This window comes from Nonomuraea marmarensis (genome assembly GCF_043197025.1).
GTDB classification, from domain to species: domain Bacteria; phylum Actinomycetota; class Actinomycetes; order Streptosporangiales; family Streptosporangiaceae; genus Nonomuraea; species Nonomuraea marmarensis.
Genome location: NZ_JBICRM010000007.1, coordinates 197,612 through 216,931 on the forward strand (window position 1 = coordinate 197,612; position 19,320 = coordinate 216,931).

Consider the following 19,320-nt stretch of genomic DNA (forward strand, 5'->3'; position numbering starts at 1 on the left):
ACCCGCATATTGGGGTGCGGTAAAGGCCCAGGATCTTGGGTTCATAGCCGATGGTTATGGCCACAGATCTTGGACTGCGACCGGCATCGCACCCCAGACTCGGCCGAAACGCCAAGAACGGGAGTTTCCCTTGTCTGAGATGTCTCGGGCCAACCTGCTGCGAGCCGCCGGCGCCACGGCGGCCGGGATCGCCCTCACCGCCGCCACGGGGACCGCCGCCGCGGCCTCCTCCCGGGAGCACCCCAACGTCAAGCTGATCCGCGACTACTACGCCGCCTACGGCGAGGGCGACCTCGAGGCTCTCCGCCGGCGCTTCTTCGCCCCCGACATCCAGTGGACCATCCCGGGCCACCACCCCCTCGCGGGCACCAAGAAGGGGGTGGAGGAGGTGCTGGCGTTCTTCGCCGAGCTGGGCCGGGCGGGATTCCGCGCCGATCCGATCGCGCTGGCGCCCGACGGCGACTGGGTGATCGACCTGCACCGAGGCTGGAGCACCACGCCCAAGGGCCTGGACATCACCTGGGCACTGGCCTTCCGGATCAGGGGTGGCCGCATCGTGGAGGCGATCAACTATCCCGGTGACCAGCACGCCGCCGATGCCTACTTCTGGCGCGTCTTCCCGCTCGCCAAACTCCCCGACCGCCTCGCGCCACGCGCCAACCGCAACTGACCGCCGGGCCGCGGCCGGCCACGGGAACGAGACCGGAAGGCGATAGTAACCGTGCCGAAATATCGGCATAACTTATGCGTTGCACTCTTCCTGCGTGATCATCGTTTCACTCGCGCCGAAGTGGCCGAGGTGGGACACCCTTGGAAGGACACGCACCCCATGAACCGTTCCAGTGTCTTATCCGTACTGCGCCGCCTGACCTCCCGCACCACCCTGTACGTCGCGTCGTTCGGCACGGTCGCGGCCATGGGCGTGGTAGCGCTGGTCTCCCCGACCCAGGCCGCGGCCGGCCGGACCGGGTACCGCGTCGACCTGGAGACCGCCACGGTCGCGCAGCTCCAGCAGGCCATGAGCGCCAGGAAGATCACTTCCGAGGAGCTCACCAGCGACTACATCGAGCGCATCCGCCAGCTCAACACCGACGGCCCCGGCCTGAACGCCGTCCGCGTGCTCAACGACAGCGCGCTGGACGAGGCCAGACAGGCCGACAAGGACCGCAAGAAGGGCAAGGTACGCGGCCCGCTGCACGGCATCCCCGTGCTGGTCAAGGACAACATCGACGTCCAGCGGCTGCCGACGACCGCGGGCGCCCTGGCACTGGCCGACTCCTTCCCCTCGGACGACTCCTTCCTCGTCAAGCGGCTGCGCGCGGCCGGCGCGGTCATCCTCGGCAAGACCAACCTGAGCGAGTTCGCGAACTTCACCACCTCGGGCATGCCGTCCGGATACAGCGGCCTCGGCGGGCAGGTGCTGAACCCGTACGACGTCAGCCAGACCCCGAGCGGGTCGAGCTCGGGATCGGGCGCGGCGGCGGCCACCGGGCTCGCGGCGGTGACCATCGGCACCGAGACCTCCGGCTCGATCCTCAGCCCCTCCGTGGCCAACTCCCTGGTCGGCGTGAAGCCGACCGTCGGGCTGGTCAGCAGGACGGGAATCGTGCCGATCGCGGCCTCGCAGGACACCGCGGGCCCGATGACCCGCTCGGTGTACGACGCCGCCGCGCTGCTGACCGCGCTCACCGGCATCGACCCCGAGGACCCCGCGACGCAGACCAGCAAGGACGTCGTCGGCACCGACTACACCGCGGCACTGAAGACGGACGCGCTCAAGGGCGTGCGCATCGGCGTCGCCAGCGCGCCCACCGGTAACCAGGCGGTCGCCTTCAACAAGGCCCTCGACGTGCTGCGCGCCCAGGGCGCCACCGTCGTCACCGTCACGGTCAACACGGGCGGGCTGCCGCCGGGCATCCTGAACTACGAGTTCAAGCGCGACCTGAACGCCTACCTCGCCCGGCTGCCCCGCAACGCCCCCATGAAGACGCTCGACGACGTCGTGAAGTACAACCTCGGCCACATCGCCGAGGGAACGATCAAGTTCGGCCAGACGCAACTGGAGGCCTCCAACCAGATCGACATCGACGACCCCGCCACCAAGGCCGCCTACGAGGCCGACCGCGACAACGGCATCGCCGGCGCCCGCGAGCGCATCGACTCGGTGCTCAAGGCCGAGAACCTCGACGCGATCCTGTTCACCGGCAGCGGATCGGCCGGAATCGGCGCGCGGGCACAGTACCCGTCCGTCGCCGTGCCGATCGGATACGACCCCGCCAACGGGCGGCCGTTCGGCATGAGCTTCCTCGGCAGCGCGTACACCGAGGCCAAGCTCCTGTCCTTCGCCTACGCCTACGAGCAGGCCTCGCATGAGTGGCGCCCGCCGGCCGTGACCAACCCCTCGCTGTTCCGGTGCGTCCAGCCGGGCAAGTGGCAGCGCAGCTGCGCCCCCTGATCCGGTAGCCGTTACGCCGTCCCGCCAAGGGCGGCGTAACGGCCACTACCGGCTGGGTACCCCCAGCCGAACCCACTAGCTGACCCAAGCATTACCCGGCGACCGCTTCAGCGCATGCCTGCGGGGAACGGATCCGAGCGCGCACGTTGATCACGGTAGGACCGGGGGCGGTAAGGGTGGACTGCGTAGGGGATGAGAACGGGGCGGCGGTGCGCCGGCGTGACCTGCTGGGGCTGCCCGTCGCCGTGGCCGGCAGCGTGACCCTGACCGCGTGCGGTGCGGCGGGCGTGGTGCGGGCGGGCGGCGCCTCGCCGTCGCAGGCACCCGCCACGCCGACTCCGGGCGAGCAGGAGGAGGCGCCCGTCACGCCGCCGGAGGATCTCATGCGCGAGCACGGCGTCCTCAAACGCATCCTGCTGATCTACCGAGAGGGGATCCGGCGGATCGGGACCGGCCAGCAGGTCCCGGCCCAGGCGCTGAACGCGAGCGCGCGCATCATCCGCAGCTTCATCGAGGACTACCACGAGCGCCTGGAAGAGAAGTACGTGTTCCCGCGCCTGCAGCAGGCCGGCAAGCTCACCGACATCGTCCCGGTCCTGCTGCTGCAACATCAGCGCGGGCGCGTTCTCACCTCACGCCTCCTGACGGCCACCGGCGCCACCGCGACGCCCGACAAGCGGGCCCGCCAGGCCATGGTCGCCTCCATGGCCTCGTTCATCCGGATGTACGAGCCGCACGAGGCCCGCGAGGACACCGTGGTCTTCCCCGTCTTTCGCGACGTCGTCCCGGCGAAGGAGTTTCTCGAGCTGGCCGAGACCTTCGAGGAGGAAGAGCGCCGCCGCTTCGCCCGCGGCTTCACCGGCGTCGTCGACCAGGTCGCCGAGATCGAGAAGACGCTCGGGATCTACAACCTGGCCCAGTTCACCCCGAAGGTGTAGCGATGGCGGCGTCGACTTCGGCGATGGCCGGGCTGTCGCGGTAGGGCTGCCAGTCGGCGCGCAGCCGCCGCAGCTCGTCGCGTACCCGGGCCGAGGAGATCAGCCGTACGTCGTCGCTGAGCTGAAGGACCGTGGCGGCGGCCCGCTCGAGGTCGCCGGCCCGGAGGAAGGCGTGCGCCGCGCGCACGCCGATCAGGGCGCGGGTACGCAGCTCGATGGGCCGGCGGGCGTTCATGGAGGCGGCGAAGTGCCGGGCGGCGGTGGCGTGGTCGCCGAGCTGGGTGAGGGTCAGTCCGATCTGGTGTTCCAGGGATTCGCGGCGGTAGTTGCCGGTCCACTCCGATTCGGGAGCGGAGTCGGCGCGTTCCAGTTGAGTCTCGGTGCGGCGGAGCAGGTTCAGCGCGTCCCAGCGGGTGCCGGCCGCCGCGTGCGCCTCGGCCCGCATGCCGGTGATCCACGCCCGCGTGCGCTGAGGGCCGTGCCCGCCGAGCGCGGAGGCAGCGGCCTCGGCCAGCGCCAGGGCCTGGCCGTCGTGGCCGAGTTCGGCGGCCTGAACGGCCATGCTGCGTAGGGCCGTCGCGCGCACCACCAGGTCGCCCGCCTCGTCGGCCAGCCGTACGGTGCTGATGTAGTACCGCTGCGCGAGGGCGTTCGCTCCGGCGTCCATGGCCATGTAGGCGGCGAGGTAGCCCAGCTCGGCGGCGGCGCTGAACAGGTCCGGTCGGGCGCGGCCGGTCGCCCGGTGCAGGAGGGGCGTGACCTCGCGGGCCAGGTAGGCGGCGACCGCGGCGCGGGCGTGGCCGCCGCCGTACTGGTCGTCCAGGTCGGCGAAGCTGGCGGTGGCGGCGCGGATGCGGGCCACGTCGCCGGCACCCGCCCGGCCGGCGGCGGCGCGGGCGCGGGCCCTGCCGCCGTGCGCGGCCAGGCCGGACAGGGCGGCCAGCGTGAACGTGCCCGCGGTCAGCACGGTACGGCGGTTGAGCAGGTCGTCTTCCCCCAGCGTGGCCAGCCGGGCGACCGGGTCACCGCGCCAGGGGTCGTCGGCGGGCGGCGCGAAGGCGGGACCCGGCCACCCGAGATGCCCCGGAGCGAGGTCCGGCCGGTTGAGGCGGCGGCGGAACGCCTCCACGGCGGCGTGCACGGCGTCCGGGCGCGGAACGGTCCCGGTCAGCCAGTGCCCGACCGCCGAACGGTCGTAGTGCATCCGCTCCCCGCTCTCCGCGGCGACCGCGTTGACGTGCTGCGCGGTGGCCGCGTGCGTCCAGCCGGCCTGCTCGATCATCGCGGCCAGGGCCCGGTTCACGACGGGGCGGGTGCGCCGTGGCGACATCGCATCTTCACATCGCTTCACATCGCGGTGCCCTCGACGATGCGCTCCACGCAGAGCACCGTCAATAGTGCGGACCGTGACGACGCGGCCTGAAAGCTCTCGAAGGAGGAGGAGTGGTACGCACCCCAACGGCTACGCCGCCGCGCGTGGCGACATGAGCGGCCCGGCGAGCTTAGAGCACGCGGGCGCCGAGTTGCTGGCCGCGCTGGCGGGCCGCCCGCTGGTCACCGTCGACCGGTTCTGCACCGCTCTGCGCACCGGCTACACCGGCCCAGCCCCCATCGAAGGCCTGCGCCCGGCCCTGGCCATCGGCTGCTACCCGGCATGGGAACCCGCCCTGCCCGGCCTGGTCGTCGCCGCCGAGGACCGCACCCGCGTCCGCTCGGTCGCCGAGCGGCACGGCTGGCCGCGCCGCGTACGCCACGACGCCGCCCGCCACCTGGTCAAGCTGGACCGCCCGCCGGTCATCTCCACCTGGTACGCGAACCCCCAGCTGGACGAGCTGGCCGGCCCCGGCGGCACCGTCGCGGCGATCGACGCGGGCGTGCGGGCCACGATCGAGGCCAAGCATCTGTTCGACGACCTGCTGCGGGCGGCCGGCGTGCCCGCTGTGGCACGGATCCGCTGCGTGCACGTGGACCGGCTGCCCGGCCTCGCGGAGCTGCGGCGCGCAGTCGGCACGCAACGGGTGGTGGTGCAGGCGGGCGGGCGCGGCACCGTGATCGTGTCCGACGACGACGGCATGGGACGCGCGGTGCGGCTGCTCGGCCCGTACCGGGTGGCCGCGTTCGTCGAGGGCTGGCCGTGCACCGTCGCCGTGCTCGGCGTCCCGGACGGCGCCGGGGGTGTGCGCGTGTACGTGGACCGGCCGGCACACGCGTCGACCGGCGTCGCCGAGCTGGGCGTCGGCCCGCTGCGCAGCGCCGGCCACGACTGGTCGCGGCCCTGGCCGGCGCCCGCCGCCGCGCTGCTCATCGAGTGCGCGGAACGCATCGCGATCTGGGCCTGGCGCAGGTACGGCGTCGCCGGGCTGTTCACCCTGGACGCCCTGCTCACCCCGGGCGAGCGGGTCTATCTCTGCGCGATCAAATGGGGCCACCAGGAGAGCGTCTCGGGGGTCAACCAGCAGCTCATCGGCCTGGCCCCGTTCGTGCTGGCGCACCTGGCCGTGCTGCTGGGCCGCCGGGTGAGCTGGCTGGGCGACCCGCAGGACTTCAACCACCTCAGCCTGCTGCGCGCCACCCAGCCAGGCGGCCCCTTCTCCGTCAAGGTCCGGCTGAGCCACGACGCGCCGGTACGGGTCGCGACCGGCCAGGGGTCCGGCGTCTACCGGCTCGACCACGCCGGTCGCCTGCGGTGGGCCCGCCGCGGCGCGCACCCGTCGGACGCCCGGACCGACGAGGGCGAGTTCCTGCTCGCCAACCTGCCGGGGCCGGACGTCGTCTGCCACCCCGGCGCCGACCTCGCCACCGTCGAGGGCGTCACGGACGGCGGCACGCGACCGTTCGACGGGCCCGGCAGCGCCTCTGCCTCGACCCGGCGCGTCGCCGCCGCCATCCGCGAGCTCTCGGCCCCCGCTACCTGAAAGGGTTCCGCACCGCCGTCACGCGCAGTTCACCACCGTTGAGGCGGTCAGGAGGCGAGGGCGCGGGCCAGGGACTCCAGGGTCTCCAGGGGTGTGCCGGGCGGCGGGGAGACGCGGAGCACGGGTTCGCGCAGGTCCAGCGGCGCCCGGGCGGTCGGCACGACGTTGACCAGCAGGGACGCCGCGGCTGCCCGGGCGGCGGCGGCCTCGGCCGTCTCGCCCGGCGGGGGCCTGAGCGTGACGAGGGCTGACGGCTCGTCGAGCGGCTCGGCCACCCGCCAGCCCCCGGCCCCGTCGAGCAGGCCGCGCGCCGTGCGGCCGAGGTCGGCCAGGTGCTCGTGGACCGCTGACGGGCCGAGCGCGTGGTGTTCGAGCACGGCCACGCCGAGCCCGACCCGGGCCGCGATCGCGCCCTCCGAGCTCTCATAACGCACCGCGCCGGGCAACGGCACCGGCCCGTCGTCCTGTGACGGTTCGTTCCAGAGGTGGCCGCCGAGGGTGGGGGCCGGGGCGTCCATGGCGGGCGTGAGGCCGGGCACGATCAGGAAGCCGACGCCGCGCGGCCCGGCCAGCCACTTGCGCGACGTCCCCACGTACGCGCTCGCGCCCGCCCCCCGTACCTCCACATGTCCGAGCGACTGGCAGACGTCCAGCACGAACGGGACCCCGGCCGCGCGGCACAGCGCCCCGATCTCCGCCGCCGGTTGCACGACGCCGTGATGGGAGCCGAGGTGCGAGACGATCACCAGGTCCAACCCCGCCGCCAGCGGCGCCCGCAGGCCCTCGGGGGCGAGGCGGGCGGCGCCGTCCACCGGCAGTTCGACGAGCCTCCAGTCACGCCGGGCGGCCAGGCGGCGCAGCAGCATCAGGGTGCTGCCGTATTCGGTGCGCGCGTAGCCGACGCGGCTGCCCGGCGGCAGCCGCCACCCGCCCAGCAGCACCGCCATGGCCGCCGTCCCGCTCTCCAGGAACGCCACGTCCTCCGGCCCGGCGCCGACCAGCGCGGCCAGGGCCGACTTCGGCACGGTGAGGTCCGGGACGGCCGGGTAGCCGCCGCGCTCCCGTTCCAGCCGCAGGTGCGCCACGACCGCGTCGAGCACCCGGTCGCTGGGCACGTTGCAACCGGCCGCGTCGAGATGCCCGGGCGGCGCCACACTCCGCGCCGCCCGCCATGGCCCAGCGACCCCCGCATGCTGCCCGGCTTGCCCGTTCGCGGCCGGCGGCCCCGCTTGCCCGGCGCTCGTGCTCACGCCTCGGCCAGGATCAGGGTGAAGTCCCCCGCGGGGTCGGTGTAGCGGCGGCACACGTTGAAGCCCGCGGCCTCGAGCTCCTCCCGCAGCCCCTCCGGCCGGAACTTGGCGCTGATCTCGGTACGCATCTCCTCCCCCTCGGCGAAGTCCACGACCAGCCCGAGTCCGCCGACCCGCACCCGCATGTCCCGGCTCGCCCGCAGCAGCATCTCGATCCAGTCGTGGCGGGCGTCGTACAGCGCCACGTGCTCGAACGCCTGCGGTACGAAGTCCGCGTCCAGCTCCCGGTTGATCACCCGCAGCACGTTCCGGTTGAAGGCGGCCGTCACCCCGGCCGCGTCGTCGTAAGCCGCCACCAGCCGCCCGGTGTCCTTCACCAGGTCGGCCCCCAGCAGGAACGTGTCCCCGGGCCGGAGCGTGGCCCGCAACTCCTTCAGGAACACCGCGCGCGCGGCCGGTTCGAGGTTCCCGATCGTGCCGCCGAGGAAGGCCACCATCCGCCGCCCGGTACGCGGCAACAACGCCAGATGGCGTTCGAAGTCGGCGCACACCGCCCGCAACGCCAGCCCGGGGAAGCGCCCGGCCAGCCGCTGCGCCGCCGACGCTAGGGTGACCGCGTCCACGTCCACCGGCGTGTAGGCACGCAACGTGCCCGCCGCGGCGAGCGCGTCCAGCAGCAGCACGGTCTTCTCGCTGGTGCCCGAGCCCAGCTCGACCAGCGTGTCCGCACCGGAGGACGCCGCCAGGTCCGCGGCCCGCGCCCGCAGGATGGCCAGCTCGCGCCGGGTCGGGTAGTACTCGGGCAATCGGGTGATACGGGAGAACAACTCGCTGCCCGCGGCGTCGTAGAACCACTTGGGCGGCAGCCACTTGGGCGACGACGTCAACCCGGTGGTGACGTCGCGTTCGAGCGACTGACGCAGGTAGTCGCGGTCAAGATGGTTGATCACATGCACGGTGGGGTGGCTGACGGGCACAAGGCCTCCTGAGGTGAGATCACAACGGCTGGACATGCACGTCGTCGGGGGTGACGGTCAGCAGGCTGCGCTCGGGAACGGCCTGCCAGCCGGGCAGGTCGTCGAGCGGCTCGCTGGCCACGAGCACGCCGTCGTGGAGTCGGTGGTGGAAGAGGGTGTCGCCCCAGACGGTCGCGGCGATCGACGTACCGTCGCAGGCGAGCAGGTTGAGACGGGCGCCGGGGTCCTTCTCCCCGGCGCGGACGACGACCTCGGCCAGCGCCGCGCCCAGGCCGAACCCGGCGCGCCCGCGCAGGAACACGGCGGCGGCGACCCAGGCGGCGTCGCAGGCGCTCTCGGCGCTGTCGGCCAGGTCCTTGACCGCGTCCCGCGCGACGCGGCCGTTGTGGCTGAGCAACCACCGTCCGTCGGTGAACGGCGCGGTGGCGCTCTCCTCGATCGGCATGCCCACGGTGGCCGAGCGCACGGCCGCCAGCAGGCAGGTCGAGCGGGCGACCTGGGCGAGCGCGGGCAGGTTCGCGTCGGCCCAGATGGGCAGGGCACGGCGGTACCGCACGGGTTCGGGGCGCGCGGGGTCGTACCAGCCCATGCCGTACCCGTCGGCGTTGATCAGGCCCGCCCGCTGGCGGCGTGGCGCGTACGACTGCTTGAGCAGGCCGTGCCCGGGCTCGTGGATGAGCGAGGTGAGCGGGCGGGCGGCACCCAGCCAGGCCGCGTGCCTGCACATCTCAGACCTGCTCGGAACGGGCGCAGCGGAAGCCGGTGAAGATCTGCCGGCGGATCGGGTAGTCCCAGTTCCTGAACGTGGTCCGCACCGCCGCCGGGTCGGCCGCCCACGAGCCGCCGCGCAGCACCCGGTAGTCGTGGCCGAAGAACACCTCGCTGTACTCCTTGTACGGGAAGACGCGGAAGCCGGGGTAGGGCTGGAACCAGGAGGCGGTCCACTCCCACACGTCTCCGACCATCTGCTCGGCCCCGTACGCGCTGGCCCCGGCCGGGTAGGCGCCCAGCGGCGCGGGGTGGGCGGCGCGGTGGCCGAGGTTCGCCCGGTCGGGGGATGGGTCCTCCTCGCCCCACGGGTACCGGCGAGCCTTCCCTGCCTCGGGGTCCCAGCCGCAGGCCTTCTCCCACTCGGCCTCGGTGGGCAGCCGCTTGCCGGCCCAGCGGGCGTAGGCGTCGGCCTCGTACCAGCACACGTGCTGGACCGGCTCGTCCATCGGGACGGGCTCTGTGCGGCCGAAGCGGGTGCGCCACCAGGCGCCGCCCTCCTTGACCCAGAACAAGGGGGCGTTGGCCCCGCTGTTCTGCCGCCACTGCCAGCCCTCAGCGGACCACCAGCGCGGGTCGTCGTAGCCGCCGTCCTCGATGAACGCCGCGTAGGCGCGGTTGCCGACGGGCAGCCGGTCGATCCAGTACGCGGGCAGGTCCACCCGGTGCGCGGGCCGTTCGTTGTCGTAGGCCCAGGGCAGGGTGCCGGTGCCCATGAGGAAGGAGCCCGCCGGCACGTACACCTCCTCGGGACCCGCGTCCCGGCCCGGCGGCAGGTCACCCTCGCGCACCAGGCCGGGGTGCCCGGACAGTTGCAGCGTGGCGAGCATGGTCTCGTCGTGCTGGTGCTCATGCTGGATCACCAGGCCGAACACGAAGCCGTCGCGGTGCAGCGGGGTGGGACCGTCCAGATCGATCGCGTCGAGGACGTCGAGCACCCGCCCGCGCACCCCCTCGATGTAGCGGCGGGCCTCGGCCGGGCCCAGCATCGGCAGGGTCGGGCGGTCCTTGCGCGGGGTCTTGAACGCGTCGTAGATGTCGTCGATCTCGGGGCGCAGCGGCGTGATGCCCCCGGCCTCGCGCAGCACCCACAGCTCCTCGTAGTTGCCCACGTGCGCCAGATCCCACACCAGCGGCGACATCAGCGGCGAGTGCTGGCGTACCAGCAGGTCGTCCTCCGCCTCCGTGTAGGCCAGCGACCGGTCGCGCACCGCGATGAGCTCGGTCGCGATCCGTTCCTTGAAGTCGTTCATTCCCGTCCTTCGTCGTTGAGCCAGGTCGAGACGCGCCGTCCCGACATCAGGTCCATCAGGTCGGCCGCCGGTGAGCGGCCGGTCGTCACGTGCCGGTCGGCGAACGCGGCCACCTCGCCGACCAGGCCGGGGCCCGCGCCGAGGCGGGGCAGCGCCTCCAGCGCGGCGCGGAAGCCCGCCTCGGCGGCCCTGGCCAGGCGCGGATCTGCCAGCCCGCACCGCGCCGCCACCCCCCAGAACTCCTGGTACGGCCCCAGGTGCTGCTCCGCGGCGGCCAGCGCGGCGTCGGCGGCCCGGTCGTCGGTGATCAGGGCGTGGGTCACCGCCGCGCACACCGGCCAGGTCTCCGGGTGCTGGGCGTCGAGGTAGCGGATCTCCAGCCAGCCACGGGGCCGCACCGGAGGGAAGATCGTCGTGGCGTGGTAGGCCAGGTCCTCGGCGGTCGGCCGGCGCCCGCCGCTGGCTGCCAGCCAGTCGCGGAACGTCGAGCCATCGCGTACCGGGCGATAGCGCCCCTCGTCCTCGCGTACCAGCATGAGCCGGGCGTCCAGCAGGTATTCGGCCCAGTCCGCGGCGGGATCGCCCGAGGCGGGCACGGGCGCGGTCCTGGTGCGGTCGAGGCGATCCCAGACGGCCTGGCGGCCGGACATCCAGCCGCACGGCTTGCCGCCGCTCAGCGGCGAGTTGGCGAAGGCCGCCATCAGCACGGGGCCGAGCGCGTGCGCCCGCTCCCAGCGGGCCTCCGGATGCTCGCCCAGGTCCAGATTGACCTGGATCGACGCGGTCGAGCACATCATCAGCGCTCCGTACGGCACGCCGAGGTACTCGGCCATCGCCTCGTATCGCGGCAGGTGCAGCTGGCGGCGGGCCGGGCGTACCGGGTCGAGGCCCACCCCGCCCAGTGCGAGCCCGGCCGCTCGTAAGCCGTCGCGCACGGCGGCCACGTCGGCGGCCAGGCCGGCCAGCGCCTCCGGCAGCGGACCGGCCGGGCCGGACAGTTCGAGCTGGCCGCCCGGCTCGAACGTCACCCGGCTGCCGCCCGGCAGCGCCGGGATCGCCCGCTCGACCCTGGCCAGCGGGACGTGCCTGGCCGCCGCCCTCCGGTCGAAGACCAGGAACTCCAGCTCGACACCCACCTGGTCGGCGGCCGAGGGACGGAAGCAGCGGCGCGCGAAGTCCGCCACCTCCGAGGCGTCCCGCAGCGGCGTGCCCTCGGCCGTCAGCCCGATCATCGTCTCCCCTTCGCGTGGCGCACGGGGATATAGACCCGCGAGCCGCGCGAGCGTTACAGGCGGATTTTCGTGTAACGGATGGGGCGTTGACCGGCACTAGGTCATATGGAGCGGGCACGGGGAGCGCTCGGGTGCGATGACGTGCTCGAGTTGCTCACGGACTATCTGGAGGAGGCGCTCCCGGCCGGGCGGCGGCGGCTCGTCGCGGACCATCTGGGCGGGTGCCCGGCGTGTTCGGGGCGGCTGGCGCAGGTCCTCGCGACGATCGCGCTGCTCGGCTGCCTGCGCGACGGCGTCATCTCCGCGCCGGTACTCACCGCGCTGCGGGAGAGCTTTCTCGCCTCATGAACCCCGCTGCTCGCGGAAGGTTCGTCCCCTCACCGCCGCTGCGCGCGGAGGGCTTGTCTCATGACCTCCGCCGCTCGCGGAAGGCGGACATGAGCCGGTCGCGCACGTCGGCGGGCAACTTTTCCGGGGGTGGGTCGCCGAGGGCGCCGATGGTCGCGCGAAACTGCTCGAAGTAGCGCACGCACCCCTCGCAGCAGGCCAGATGCGCTTGTACGCCGTCACGCGCCGGCTGGTCGAGGGCGTCTTCGAGGTACGCGGTGATGAGTTCCACCAGTTCGTCGCAGGTGAACCGCTTCACGACGTTGACCGCCCTTTTCGTCTGAGGATGAACCGTTTCACTTATTGTGCCGCCGCACGGACCGGAAGGAGCCCGCGAGCGATTCTGGCTGCTCCAGGGACCCGGAGGTCCGACTATTCTGGCTGTTTCACCGACTCGAAGTAGTCGGCGAGCCAGCCGCGTACCGCCGCCCGGGCGCGGTGTAGCAGGACCCGCTGGTTGGCCGCGGAGATCTCCAGGATCTCGCACACCTCGTCGGAGGTGCACCCCTCCACGTCGCGCAGGGTGATCACGATCCGCTGCCGCGGCGGCAGCCGGGCCAGGGCCTCCGCGATCAGCCCGCGCACCTCCGTGGCCAGCGCCTCGACCTCGGGCGTCGGCCAGGCCGCGGGAGGCTCCTTCCAGCCGCCCGGGAACAGCGGGCCGAGGCCCGCGGCCGAGCCGCCGTCCTGCTCGAAGGCGCTCCACGGCAGCGTGCGGCTCTCGCGCACGCCGCGCTTCTTCGCGGTGTTGACCAGGATGCGGTAAACCCACGTCTTGACCGAGGAGCGGCCCTCGAAGCCGTCGATCGCGCCGATCACCGCCAGCCACGTGTCCTGGACGACCTCCTCCGCGGAGTGGTCGGTGGACACGTAGGACCTGGCCACGCGGAGCATTCCGCCGGACCACGTGTCGAGCAACGCCGCGAACATCGCCTCGTCGCCGGCGCGCAGGGCCGTGACGACGACGTCATCCGGGGGCAGCCCTCCGCCTGCGAAAGACCCCACGATCGCTTCCCTCCGGTCGAACGCTGGGACATCTCCTGACATCCGGGCCAGTGCCGAAGCCCGGCGTCGGCCCGCGGCGGGACGACACCGCCCACGCTAATCATTCCCACCGACATTCTTCCGCCCCGGGGGCCGGGGGCCTCTGTGCGTACTCTCGGGAGACCCTTTGCGTATTCTCGGGTAAGCAGTCCAGGCGGTCTTCGGCGGAACACGTCCCCGCGAACCGGTGAGGAGCATTCCATGCGGCGCTCGGAAAGGCTGCTCTACGCGGCGAACGGGGTCGATCTCCGCGTCGTGGACGTCGAGCTGACCGGCGGCGAGCACGTGGAGCGGCCCTTCGTCCGCACCCCGCGGGCTGCCGGAGCGGTGGTCTTTCATGGCGGGCGCGTGCTACTTCTGTGGCGGCACCGACTCATCACCGACACCTGGGGGTGGGAGATCCCGCTCGGCGAGATCGGCCCCGGCGAGGAGCCCGAGGAGGCCGCGGCCCGTCACGTGGCGGAGCAGACCGGCTGGCGGCCTGGACCGCTGCAGCCGTTGATCCGCATCCACCCCGCCGGTGACGTCGCCGACTGCGACCACCTGATCTTCGTCGGCCACCAGGCCTCCCCCGGCGCCGCGCCGGACGGGGACGAGGAGAGCGGGCGGGCCGAGTGGCTGCCGGTGTTGCGCATCCAGCGACTGATCGGCGAGCAGGCCATCACCTCGGCGACCACCTCCGCGGCCCTGCTCCACTTCCTGGCAGACCTCCTGCAGGCCCGCGCGTCACATTAGGGTCCCCGCGGACCAGGCCGCCCACCAGCGCCACTTTGGGGCGGTCATTTTTGGGCATTGACGAAAAATCCTTACATGGTACGCATAGATCGAGTCGGAAAGCTTCAAACCCCTCGCTGAGATCGTCCAGAGCTCACCCAAGGAGGACGCGCATGGCGCGTAGCAAGTCCACCGACCCGCCCGCCGACTTACTCGGCCCCGTCCAAGGAGAGGTCTCCTGGTTCTGCTGCGGCACCGCCTGGGGACCGTGCAGCAGCACCGGCAAGGGAGCCTGCGGCACCTGCAACTCAGGAAACCTGCAACATGCCTGGCCCAACACCTCCGACGCGTGCTGGGCGATCACCCGCCCGGACAGTTGCGGTGTCGGCCTGTCCCGCAGGACGTGCGGTTTCCGCCACCGCACCACGGCGTTGTGCAGCGGCACCAGCGTCGTCACCGCCATCGCCGACTGCGGGCCGCAGACCGACCTGTTCTGCGGCGAGCGCAGTTGCTGCGGCGCGACCTGCGCCAGTAACCGGCTGATCGACCTCACGCCGGCCGCGTTCAGCCAGATCGCCAGCCTCTCCAGCGGCCTGCGGCCGTGCGAGATCTCGACGGCGTAGGAGGCCAAGGATGCGCAGCAGAAGGGATGTGCTCAAGTCCGCCGTGCTCGGCGGCGGCGCCGGTGTCGTCGCCGCGACCGCGCTGGGCTCGCTCGGCCCCGAGGCGGCCTTCGCCACCGCGGCGCCCGAGATCGAGCCCGGAACCCCCGACCCCAACTTCGCGGAGGGCCGGATCCGCTCGATCAAGGACAACACGCTGCTCGTCCTGGGCTCGAACATGGTCTTCCACACCATCAGGGTCGTGGACGGCACGAGCCTGTGGAAGCTGGGACCCGTCGGGTTCGACCAGGCCGAGCCCGGTGACGGCCTGTACGCCAGAGGCGTGCGCATGCCCGACGGGATGCTGGCCGCCGAGTCGGTGTGGCTCAACATCGTCAACATCAAGGGCCACATCAAGAACATCACCAGCCAGACGATCCACCTCGACCACAACGGGCAAGAGGTGCTGTGCCACGTCGTGGCCGGCAAGTCGGTCGCCATCCACTCCGAGTCGCCGCCCACCGCGGACCTGTCGATGCTGAAGGTCAGCCAGCACGTGCAGATCCTGGGCGCCTGGCGGCCGGACACGAACGAGGTCGACATCGCCACCGTCTTCTCCCCGCACTAGGAGGCAGCCGATGCACGGGATCGCCGCGTCACAGCCGTACGTGATCGCTCTCTTCCTCCTCTGGGCGGGCCTGATGAAGCTGCTCAGCCGGCGGATGCGGGCGCAGGCCGGGCAGACCGCCCTGGCCCGGCTGACCGGCCCGGCGCGCGCGGTCCCGGTGCTGTGGCTCGTCGGCCTGGCCGAGCTCGCGGTGGCGGCCGCGCTGCTGCTGCCACCGGCACACGCCCTGGAGGGCGCGGCCGCCGCCCTGCTGGCGGCCGGTTTCCTCGCCTACCTCACCTACGCGTACGTCGCCGCGCCCACCTCGTCGTGCGGCTGCCTGGGCACGCACTCCCGCCCCGTGGACGTGCGTGCGTTCGCCCGCGCCGGGCTCCTGCTCGCCGCCGGCCTCGTGGCGACCGGGGCGGGGCCGCACGCGCCCCTCCCGGCCCTCGTCGTGCTGGAGGTCGCGGCCCTGCTGGCCCTCTCGGCGGAGCTGGACCGCCACTGGCTCACCCCGTTGCGACGCCTCCTGGTACGCGTGCGCCGCCCCCTCGCCGTTCCGCCACTGCGGGACGTCCCCCTGCAGATCTCCCTGCACCTGCTCCATCGCAGTCCCGCGTTCTGCTCGGCGTCCGCCCGGCTCACCTCGGACATCCGTGAGACGTGGGACGAGGACGGCGTGCGGTTCGTGGTCTACGGGGCCGACCGGCGGTCGGCGGTCTTCGCCATCCCCCTGTCCGGCGACGATCCCACGGCCGTCAGGGTCGCCCTCGCCTAGTCACCAGTCGTGCACGGTGCCGGGCGCAGGTGCCCGTCCGTGGCCCCGACCTCGATGGTGCCGGAACGGAGCCGCTCGCCCACGGGCGGGCGCACCGCCCGTGGGCAGGCCCGTGGTCAGGACGCCCTGGCGAGCAGGCCGTGCGGGTCGAGCACGTACTTGCGAGCGGCTCCCTCGTCGAACTCGTGATAGCCCTGCGGCGCCTGGTCGAGCGAGATCGCCGTGGCGTTGACCGCCTTCGCGATCCGCACCCGGTCGTGCAGGATCGCCATCATGAGCTGGCGGTTGTACTTCATGACCGGGCACTGGCCGGTGAAGAAGCTGTGCGACTTGGCCCAGCCGAGGCCGATCCTGATCGACAGCGAGCCCTGCTTGGCGGCCTCGTCGTGCGCCCCCGGGTCCCCGGTCACGTACAGGCCCGGGATGCCCAGCGCGCCGCCCGCCCGGGTGAGGTCCATGAGCGAGTTGAGCACGGTGGCCGGGTGCTCCTCGCCCGACTCGCGCCCGTGGCCATGGGCCTCGAAGCCCACGGCGTCGACGGCGCAGTCGACCTCCGGCACGCCGAGGATGTGCTCGATCTGGTCCTTCGGCTCGCCCAGGGCCACGTTGATGGTCTCGCAGCCGAAGCTGTGCGCCTGGTCCAGCCGCTCCTTGTTCAGGTCGCCGACAATGACCACGGCGGCCCCGAGCAGGAACGCGGAGGCGGCCGCGGCCAGCCCCACGGGACCGGCGCCGGCGACGTAGACGGTGGATCCAGGCCCCACACCCGCGGTCACGCAGCCGTGGAAGCCGGTCGGGAAGATGTCCGCGAGCATGGCCAGGTCGAGGATCTTCTCCATGGCCTGGTCCTTGTCCGGGAACTTGAGCAGGTTCCAGTCCGCGTAGGGCACCAGAGCGTAGTCGGCCTGCCCGCCGACCCAGCCGCCCATGTCGACATAGCCGTACGCCGAGCCCGGCCGGTCGGGGTTGACGTTCTCGCAGATGCCGGTGTTGCGCTCCTTGCAGTTGCGGCAGCGGCCGCAGGCGATGTTGAACGGAACCGACACGAGGTCGCCGGTCTTGATGAACTCCACCCCCGGCCCGGTCTCGACGACCTCACCGGTGATCTCGTGCCCCAGGACCAGACCCCGCGGAGCGGTGGTGCGGCCGCGGACCATGTGCTGGTCGCTGCCGCAGATGTTGGTGGCGACGGTCTTGAGGATCGCGGCGTGCGGCAGCTTGCGCCCCACGTTGGCCGGATTGACCCCCGGGCCGTCCTTGAGCTCGAATTCGGGATAACCAATCTCGTGTACCTCGACCTTGCCTGGGCCTTCGTACACAACGGCTCTGTTGCTTGTGCCAGGCATGACACACCTTCTCTCCGCCTCATTGCCCACCTACCCGGCCCGCCCGGAGCCATTCAGCCCTCGCGCGCCTCGACCGGCGCACCGTGCACCGGGAACCTGCCGCTGCCGGAGGCGGGTGATGCGGTCGATTACCTCGGAGGTCGTGACCGTCCCACGCCCTGACCCGAAGGGGCGGGCAGTTCGTCGGCCGAGGGGCGCAGGCTGGACAGCAGCAGGGCCAGGTAGCGGCAGGGGGCGGCCTGGGCGGTGTCGCCCGGATGCACGGTGGCCAGCGCCATCACCACGATCGCCGCCAGGTCGCGGACGGTCAGGTCGGTGCGTACCTGGCCGTGCCGCTGGGCCCTGGTCAGCACGGTGTGCAGCGGGCCCATGAACCGTTCGGCGATGTCGACGGTGAACGCGCCGGACTCCTTGGCCGCCATCAGGAGCCCGTGGTGGGCGGCCAGGGTGTCCACGGTGGCGGCCAGCGCCTCGCTCAGCGCGCGCCCCGCGTCGGCGGCATCGCGGGCGTCGAGGACGAGCGGCTCGATCTCCTCGGCGAAGTACGCCTGGAAGGCGGCCCTGATCACCCCGTCGCGGTCGCCGAACCGCCGGTAGACGGTGGCGATCCCGATCCCGGCCAGCCGGGCGACCTCGTCGAGGGACAACGCGGGGCCGCTCTCGCGCAGGAGAGCGATCGCGGCCCGGACGATCTTGTCTGAGTTACGCTGCGCATCGGCTCGCTGTCCCCGCTGGTGCACAGGTTGAACGCTAGCAGTCACTTTTGCCCGAACAAGAGCGCTTACCAGCCCACCTGGAAGGTGCTCAGCCCGTACACGAAGTGGAAGGAGCGGAACTCGGCCTGGGGCCCGGCCTCGCGCAGGCCGGGGAAGCGCTCGAACAGGGCGGAGAAGGCGATGTGCATCTCCATCCTGGCCAGCGGCGCGCCCAGGCAGTGGTGCACGCCGTGGCCGAAGGCGACATGCCCCAGGTCGCCGCGGCTGATGTCGAACCGGTCCGAGTCGGAGACGAGCGCCGGGTCGCGGTTGGCCGCGGGCAGCGCGCACACCACCAGCTCGCCCGCCGGAATGCGGGTGCCGGACAACTCAACCTCGGTGGTGGTGAACCTGGTCATGCCGGTGTGCACGATGCTGAGCCAGCGCAGCAGCTCCTCCACCGCGGCGTTGATCCGCTCGGGCTCCTTCCTGAGCAGCTCCAGCTGGTCGGGATGGCGCAGCAGGGCGAGGGTGCCGATGCCGAGCATGTTGGAGGTGGTCTCGTGGCCGGCCAGCAGCAGCAGCCCGCCGATGCCGATGAGCTCGTCGGTCGTCAGGTCGTCGCCGTGCTCGCGTACGAGCATGCCGAGCAGGTCCTCGCCCGGCTTGGCCTGGGTGCGGGCGACCAGCTCGGCCATGTAGGCGCGGGACTCCAGCTGCATCGCCGACCGCTCCTCGAAGGGCAGCGAGAGGTCGAGCATCCGGGTGGTACGCCGCTGGAAGTCGTCCCTGTCACCGTAAGGCACGCCCAGCAGCTCGCAGATCACCAGGGACGGGATCGGCAGCGCGAAGGCCTGAACCAGATCCACCGTCGGGCCCGCGGCCTCCATCGCGTCGAGGTGCTCGGCGACGATGTCCTTGATCCGCGGCTCCAGGCGGCGCATCCGGCGCATGGTGAACTCCGGCGTCAACATCCGGCGCAGCCGGGTGTGCTCTGGAGGGTCGAAGGCCAGCAGGTTGCCCGCCCGCATCGCCTTGAGCTGCTCGTCGCTCAGCTGCGGCACGCCCGGCGGCCGGATGCCCGCCTGGTGGGCGGAGTTGCTGAACCGCCCGGAGTCCCCGAGCACCTCCCTGACGTCGGCGAAGCGGGTCACCATCCAGGCATCGATGCCGAACATGGTGCTCAGCCGCTGAACTCCGTCCTTCTCCCGCACCGCCGCCAGCTCGGGATCCGGATCGAACGCGGAGCGCCGCATGTAGAGGGGCAATGCCACAGAATCGGTCATGTCATCTCCTGACCAGATCGCCTGTCGAGCCGTCTAAACGATAGTAACCTATCACTTGACGCCGCGGGCT

Annotated in this window: 20 protein-coding genes; 9 read left to right on the top strand and 11 right to left on the bottom strand. The window is 72.3% G+C overall.

The genetic code is table 11. From position 1 onward, the window contains the following. Nucleotides 1–139 precede the first annotated feature (139 nt). The 3 genes from ACFLIM_RS13955 (at nucleotide 140) to ACFLIM_RS13965 (ending at nucleotide 3,393) form a co-directional block, all read left to right on the top strand. Entirely contained in the window at nucleotides 140–670 is a 531-nt protein-coding gene (locus ACFLIM_RS13955; RefSeq protein ID WP_393165511.1) for a nuclear transport factor 2 family protein, read from the top strand. Between the two features lie 159 nt (nucleotides 671–829). After that, nucleotides 830–2,455, top strand: a complete 1,626-nt coding sequence (locus ACFLIM_RS13960; RefSeq protein ID WP_393165198.1) for an amidase family protein — start codon at nucleotides 830–832, stop codon at nucleotides 2,453–2,455. 209 nt (nucleotides 2,456–2,664) lie between these two features. After that, complete coding sequence (locus tag ACFLIM_RS13965; protein ID WP_393165200.1) at nucleotides 2,665–3,393, top strand: hemerythrin domain-containing protein; 729 nt, start codon at nucleotides 2,665–2,667, stop codon at nucleotides 3,391–3,393. Here the strand turns inward: ACFLIM_RS13965 and ACFLIM_RS13970 are convergent. Continuing rightward, a complete protein-coding gene (locus tag ACFLIM_RS13970) occupies nucleotides 3,377–4,723 on the bottom strand; it encodes a hypothetical protein (RefSeq protein WP_393165202.1) in 1,347 nt (448 codons plus the stop codon). The genes ACFLIM_RS13965 and ACFLIM_RS13970 overlap by 17 nt on opposite strands. Nucleotides 4,724–4,799: 76 nt before the next feature. Here ACFLIM_RS13970 and ACFLIM_RS13975 point away from each other — a divergent pair, with 76 nt between their 5' ends. Then, complete coding sequence (locus ACFLIM_RS13975) at nucleotides 4,800–6,308, top strand: hypothetical protein (protein WP_393165204.1); 1,509 nt, start codon at nucleotides 4,800–4,802, stop codon at nucleotides 6,306–6,308. 47 nt (nucleotides 6,309–6,355) lie between these two features. Here the strand turns inward: ACFLIM_RS13975 and egtE are convergent, their stop codons facing one another. The 5 genes from egtE to egtA are packed head-to-tail and all read right to left on the bottom strand — an operon-like array spanning nucleotide 6,356 to nucleotide 11,788. Next, nucleotides 6,356–7,558, bottom strand: a complete 1,203-nt coding sequence (egtE, locus tag ACFLIM_RS13980; protein WP_393165206.1) for an ergothioneine biosynthesis PLP-dependent enzyme EgtE — start codon at nucleotides 7,556–7,558, stop codon at nucleotides 6,356–6,358. Then, nucleotides 7,555–8,535, bottom strand: coding sequence for an L-histidine N(alpha)-methyltransferase (gene egtD, locus ACFLIM_RS13985; protein WP_393165208.1), 981 nt, complete (start codon nucleotides 8,533–8,535; stop codon nucleotides 7,555–7,557). Before egtD ends, egtE begins: the two co-directional genes overlap by 4 nt. A 19-nt stretch (nucleotides 8,536–8,554) precedes the next feature. After that, on the bottom strand, nucleotides 8,555–9,262 hold the full coding sequence (egtC, locus tag ACFLIM_RS13990; RefSeq protein WP_393165210.1) for an ergothioneine biosynthesis protein EgtC: 708 nt from the start codon (nucleotides 9,260–9,262) through the stop codon (nucleotides 8,555–8,557). A 1-nt stretch (nucleotide 9,263) separates the two neighbouring features. Then, nucleotides 9,264–10,556, bottom strand: a complete 1,293-nt coding sequence (gene egtB / locus ACFLIM_RS13995) for an ergothioneine biosynthesis protein EgtB (RefSeq protein ID WP_393165212.1) — start codon at nucleotides 10,554–10,556, stop codon at nucleotides 9,264–9,266. Then, nucleotides 10,553–11,788 (bottom strand): ergothioneine biosynthesis glutamate--cysteine ligase EgtA, encoded by a 1,236-nt coding sequence (egtA, locus tag ACFLIM_RS14000; protein WP_393165214.1) that lies wholly within the window; start codon nucleotides 11,786–11,788, stop codon nucleotides 10,553–10,555. The genes egtB and egtA overlap by 4 nt, the downstream gene beginning before the upstream one ends. Nucleotides 11,789–11,929: 141 nt before the next feature. Between egtA and ACFLIM_RS14005 the strand changes: the two genes are divergently transcribed. Further along, nucleotides 11,930–12,136: an anti-sigma factor family protein gene (locus tag ACFLIM_RS14005; RefSeq protein ID WP_393165216.1), complete on the top strand. Its 207-nt coding sequence runs from the start codon at nucleotides 11,930–11,932 to the stop codon at nucleotides 12,134–12,136. A 58-nt stretch (nucleotides 12,137–12,194) separates the two neighbouring features. Here the strand turns inward: ACFLIM_RS14005 and ACFLIM_RS14010 are convergent, their stop codons facing one another. After that, a complete protein-coding gene (locus ACFLIM_RS14010; protein WP_393165218.1) occupies nucleotides 12,195–12,434 on the bottom strand; it encodes an anti-sigma factor family protein in 240 nt (79 codons plus the stop codon). 113 nt (nucleotides 12,435–12,547) lie between these two features. Next, the gene (locus ACFLIM_RS14015) at nucleotides 12,548–13,180 is read right to left on the bottom strand and encodes an RNA polymerase sigma factor (RefSeq protein ID WP_393165220.1); all 633 of its coding nucleotides are present in this window, start codon (nucleotides 13,178–13,180) and stop codon (nucleotides 12,548–12,550) included. A gap of 240 nt (nucleotides 13,181–13,420) precedes the next feature. On the opposite strand from ACFLIM_RS14015, the gene ACFLIM_RS14020 reads away from it, so the two are divergent. The 4 genes from ACFLIM_RS14020 to ACFLIM_RS14035 all read left to right on the top strand — a co-directional run bounded on the left by ACFLIM_RS14020 (nucleotide 13,421) and on the right by ACFLIM_RS14035 (nucleotide 15,923). Next, nucleotides 13,421–13,954 (top strand): NUDIX domain-containing protein, encoded by a 534-nt coding sequence (locus tag ACFLIM_RS14020; RefSeq protein ID WP_393165222.1) that lies wholly within the window; start codon nucleotides 13,421–13,423, stop codon nucleotides 13,952–13,954. Between the two features lie 152 nt (nucleotides 13,955–14,106). Next, nucleotides 14,107–14,556: a hypothetical protein gene (locus ACFLIM_RS14025; RefSeq protein WP_393165224.1), complete on the top strand. Its 450-nt coding sequence runs from the start codon at nucleotides 14,107–14,109 to the stop codon at nucleotides 14,554–14,556. A gap of 10 nt (nucleotides 14,557–14,566) precedes the next feature. Beyond that, nucleotides 14,567–15,163: a cell wall protein gene (locus tag ACFLIM_RS14030; protein WP_393165225.1), complete on the top strand. Its 597-nt coding sequence runs from the start codon at nucleotides 14,567–14,569 to the stop codon at nucleotides 15,161–15,163. 10 nt (nucleotides 15,164–15,173) lie between these two features. Beyond that, nucleotides 15,174–15,923 carry a MauE/DoxX family redox-associated membrane protein gene (locus tag ACFLIM_RS14035; protein WP_393165226.1) on the top strand — a complete coding sequence of 250 codons (750 nt, stop codon included), beginning with the start codon at nucleotides 15,174–15,176 and terminating at the stop codon, nucleotides 15,921–15,923. Nucleotides 15,924–16,039: 116 nt separating this feature from the next. Here ACFLIM_RS14035 and fdhA read toward each other — a convergent pair whose 3' ends face one another. From fdhA to ACFLIM_RS14050, 3 genes are all read right to left on the bottom strand, one after another. Continuing rightward, entirely contained in the window at nucleotides 16,040–17,269 is a 1,230-nt protein-coding gene (gene fdhA / locus ACFLIM_RS14040; protein ID WP_393165228.1) for a formaldehyde dehydrogenase, glutathione-independent, read from the bottom strand. 128 nt (nucleotides 17,270–17,397) lie between these two features. Next, nucleotides 17,398–18,009, bottom strand: coding sequence for a TetR/AcrR family transcriptional regulator (locus ACFLIM_RS14045; protein WP_393165230.1), 612 nt, complete (start codon nucleotides 18,007–18,009; stop codon nucleotides 17,398–17,400). Nucleotides 18,010–18,050: 41 nt separating this feature from the next. Next, on the bottom strand, nucleotides 18,051–19,250 hold the full coding sequence (locus tag ACFLIM_RS14050) for a cytochrome P450 (RefSeq protein ID WP_393165232.1): 1,200 nt from the start codon (nucleotides 19,248–19,250) through the stop codon (nucleotides 18,051–18,053). Between the last annotated feature and the right edge of the window lie 70 nt (nucleotides 19,251–19,320).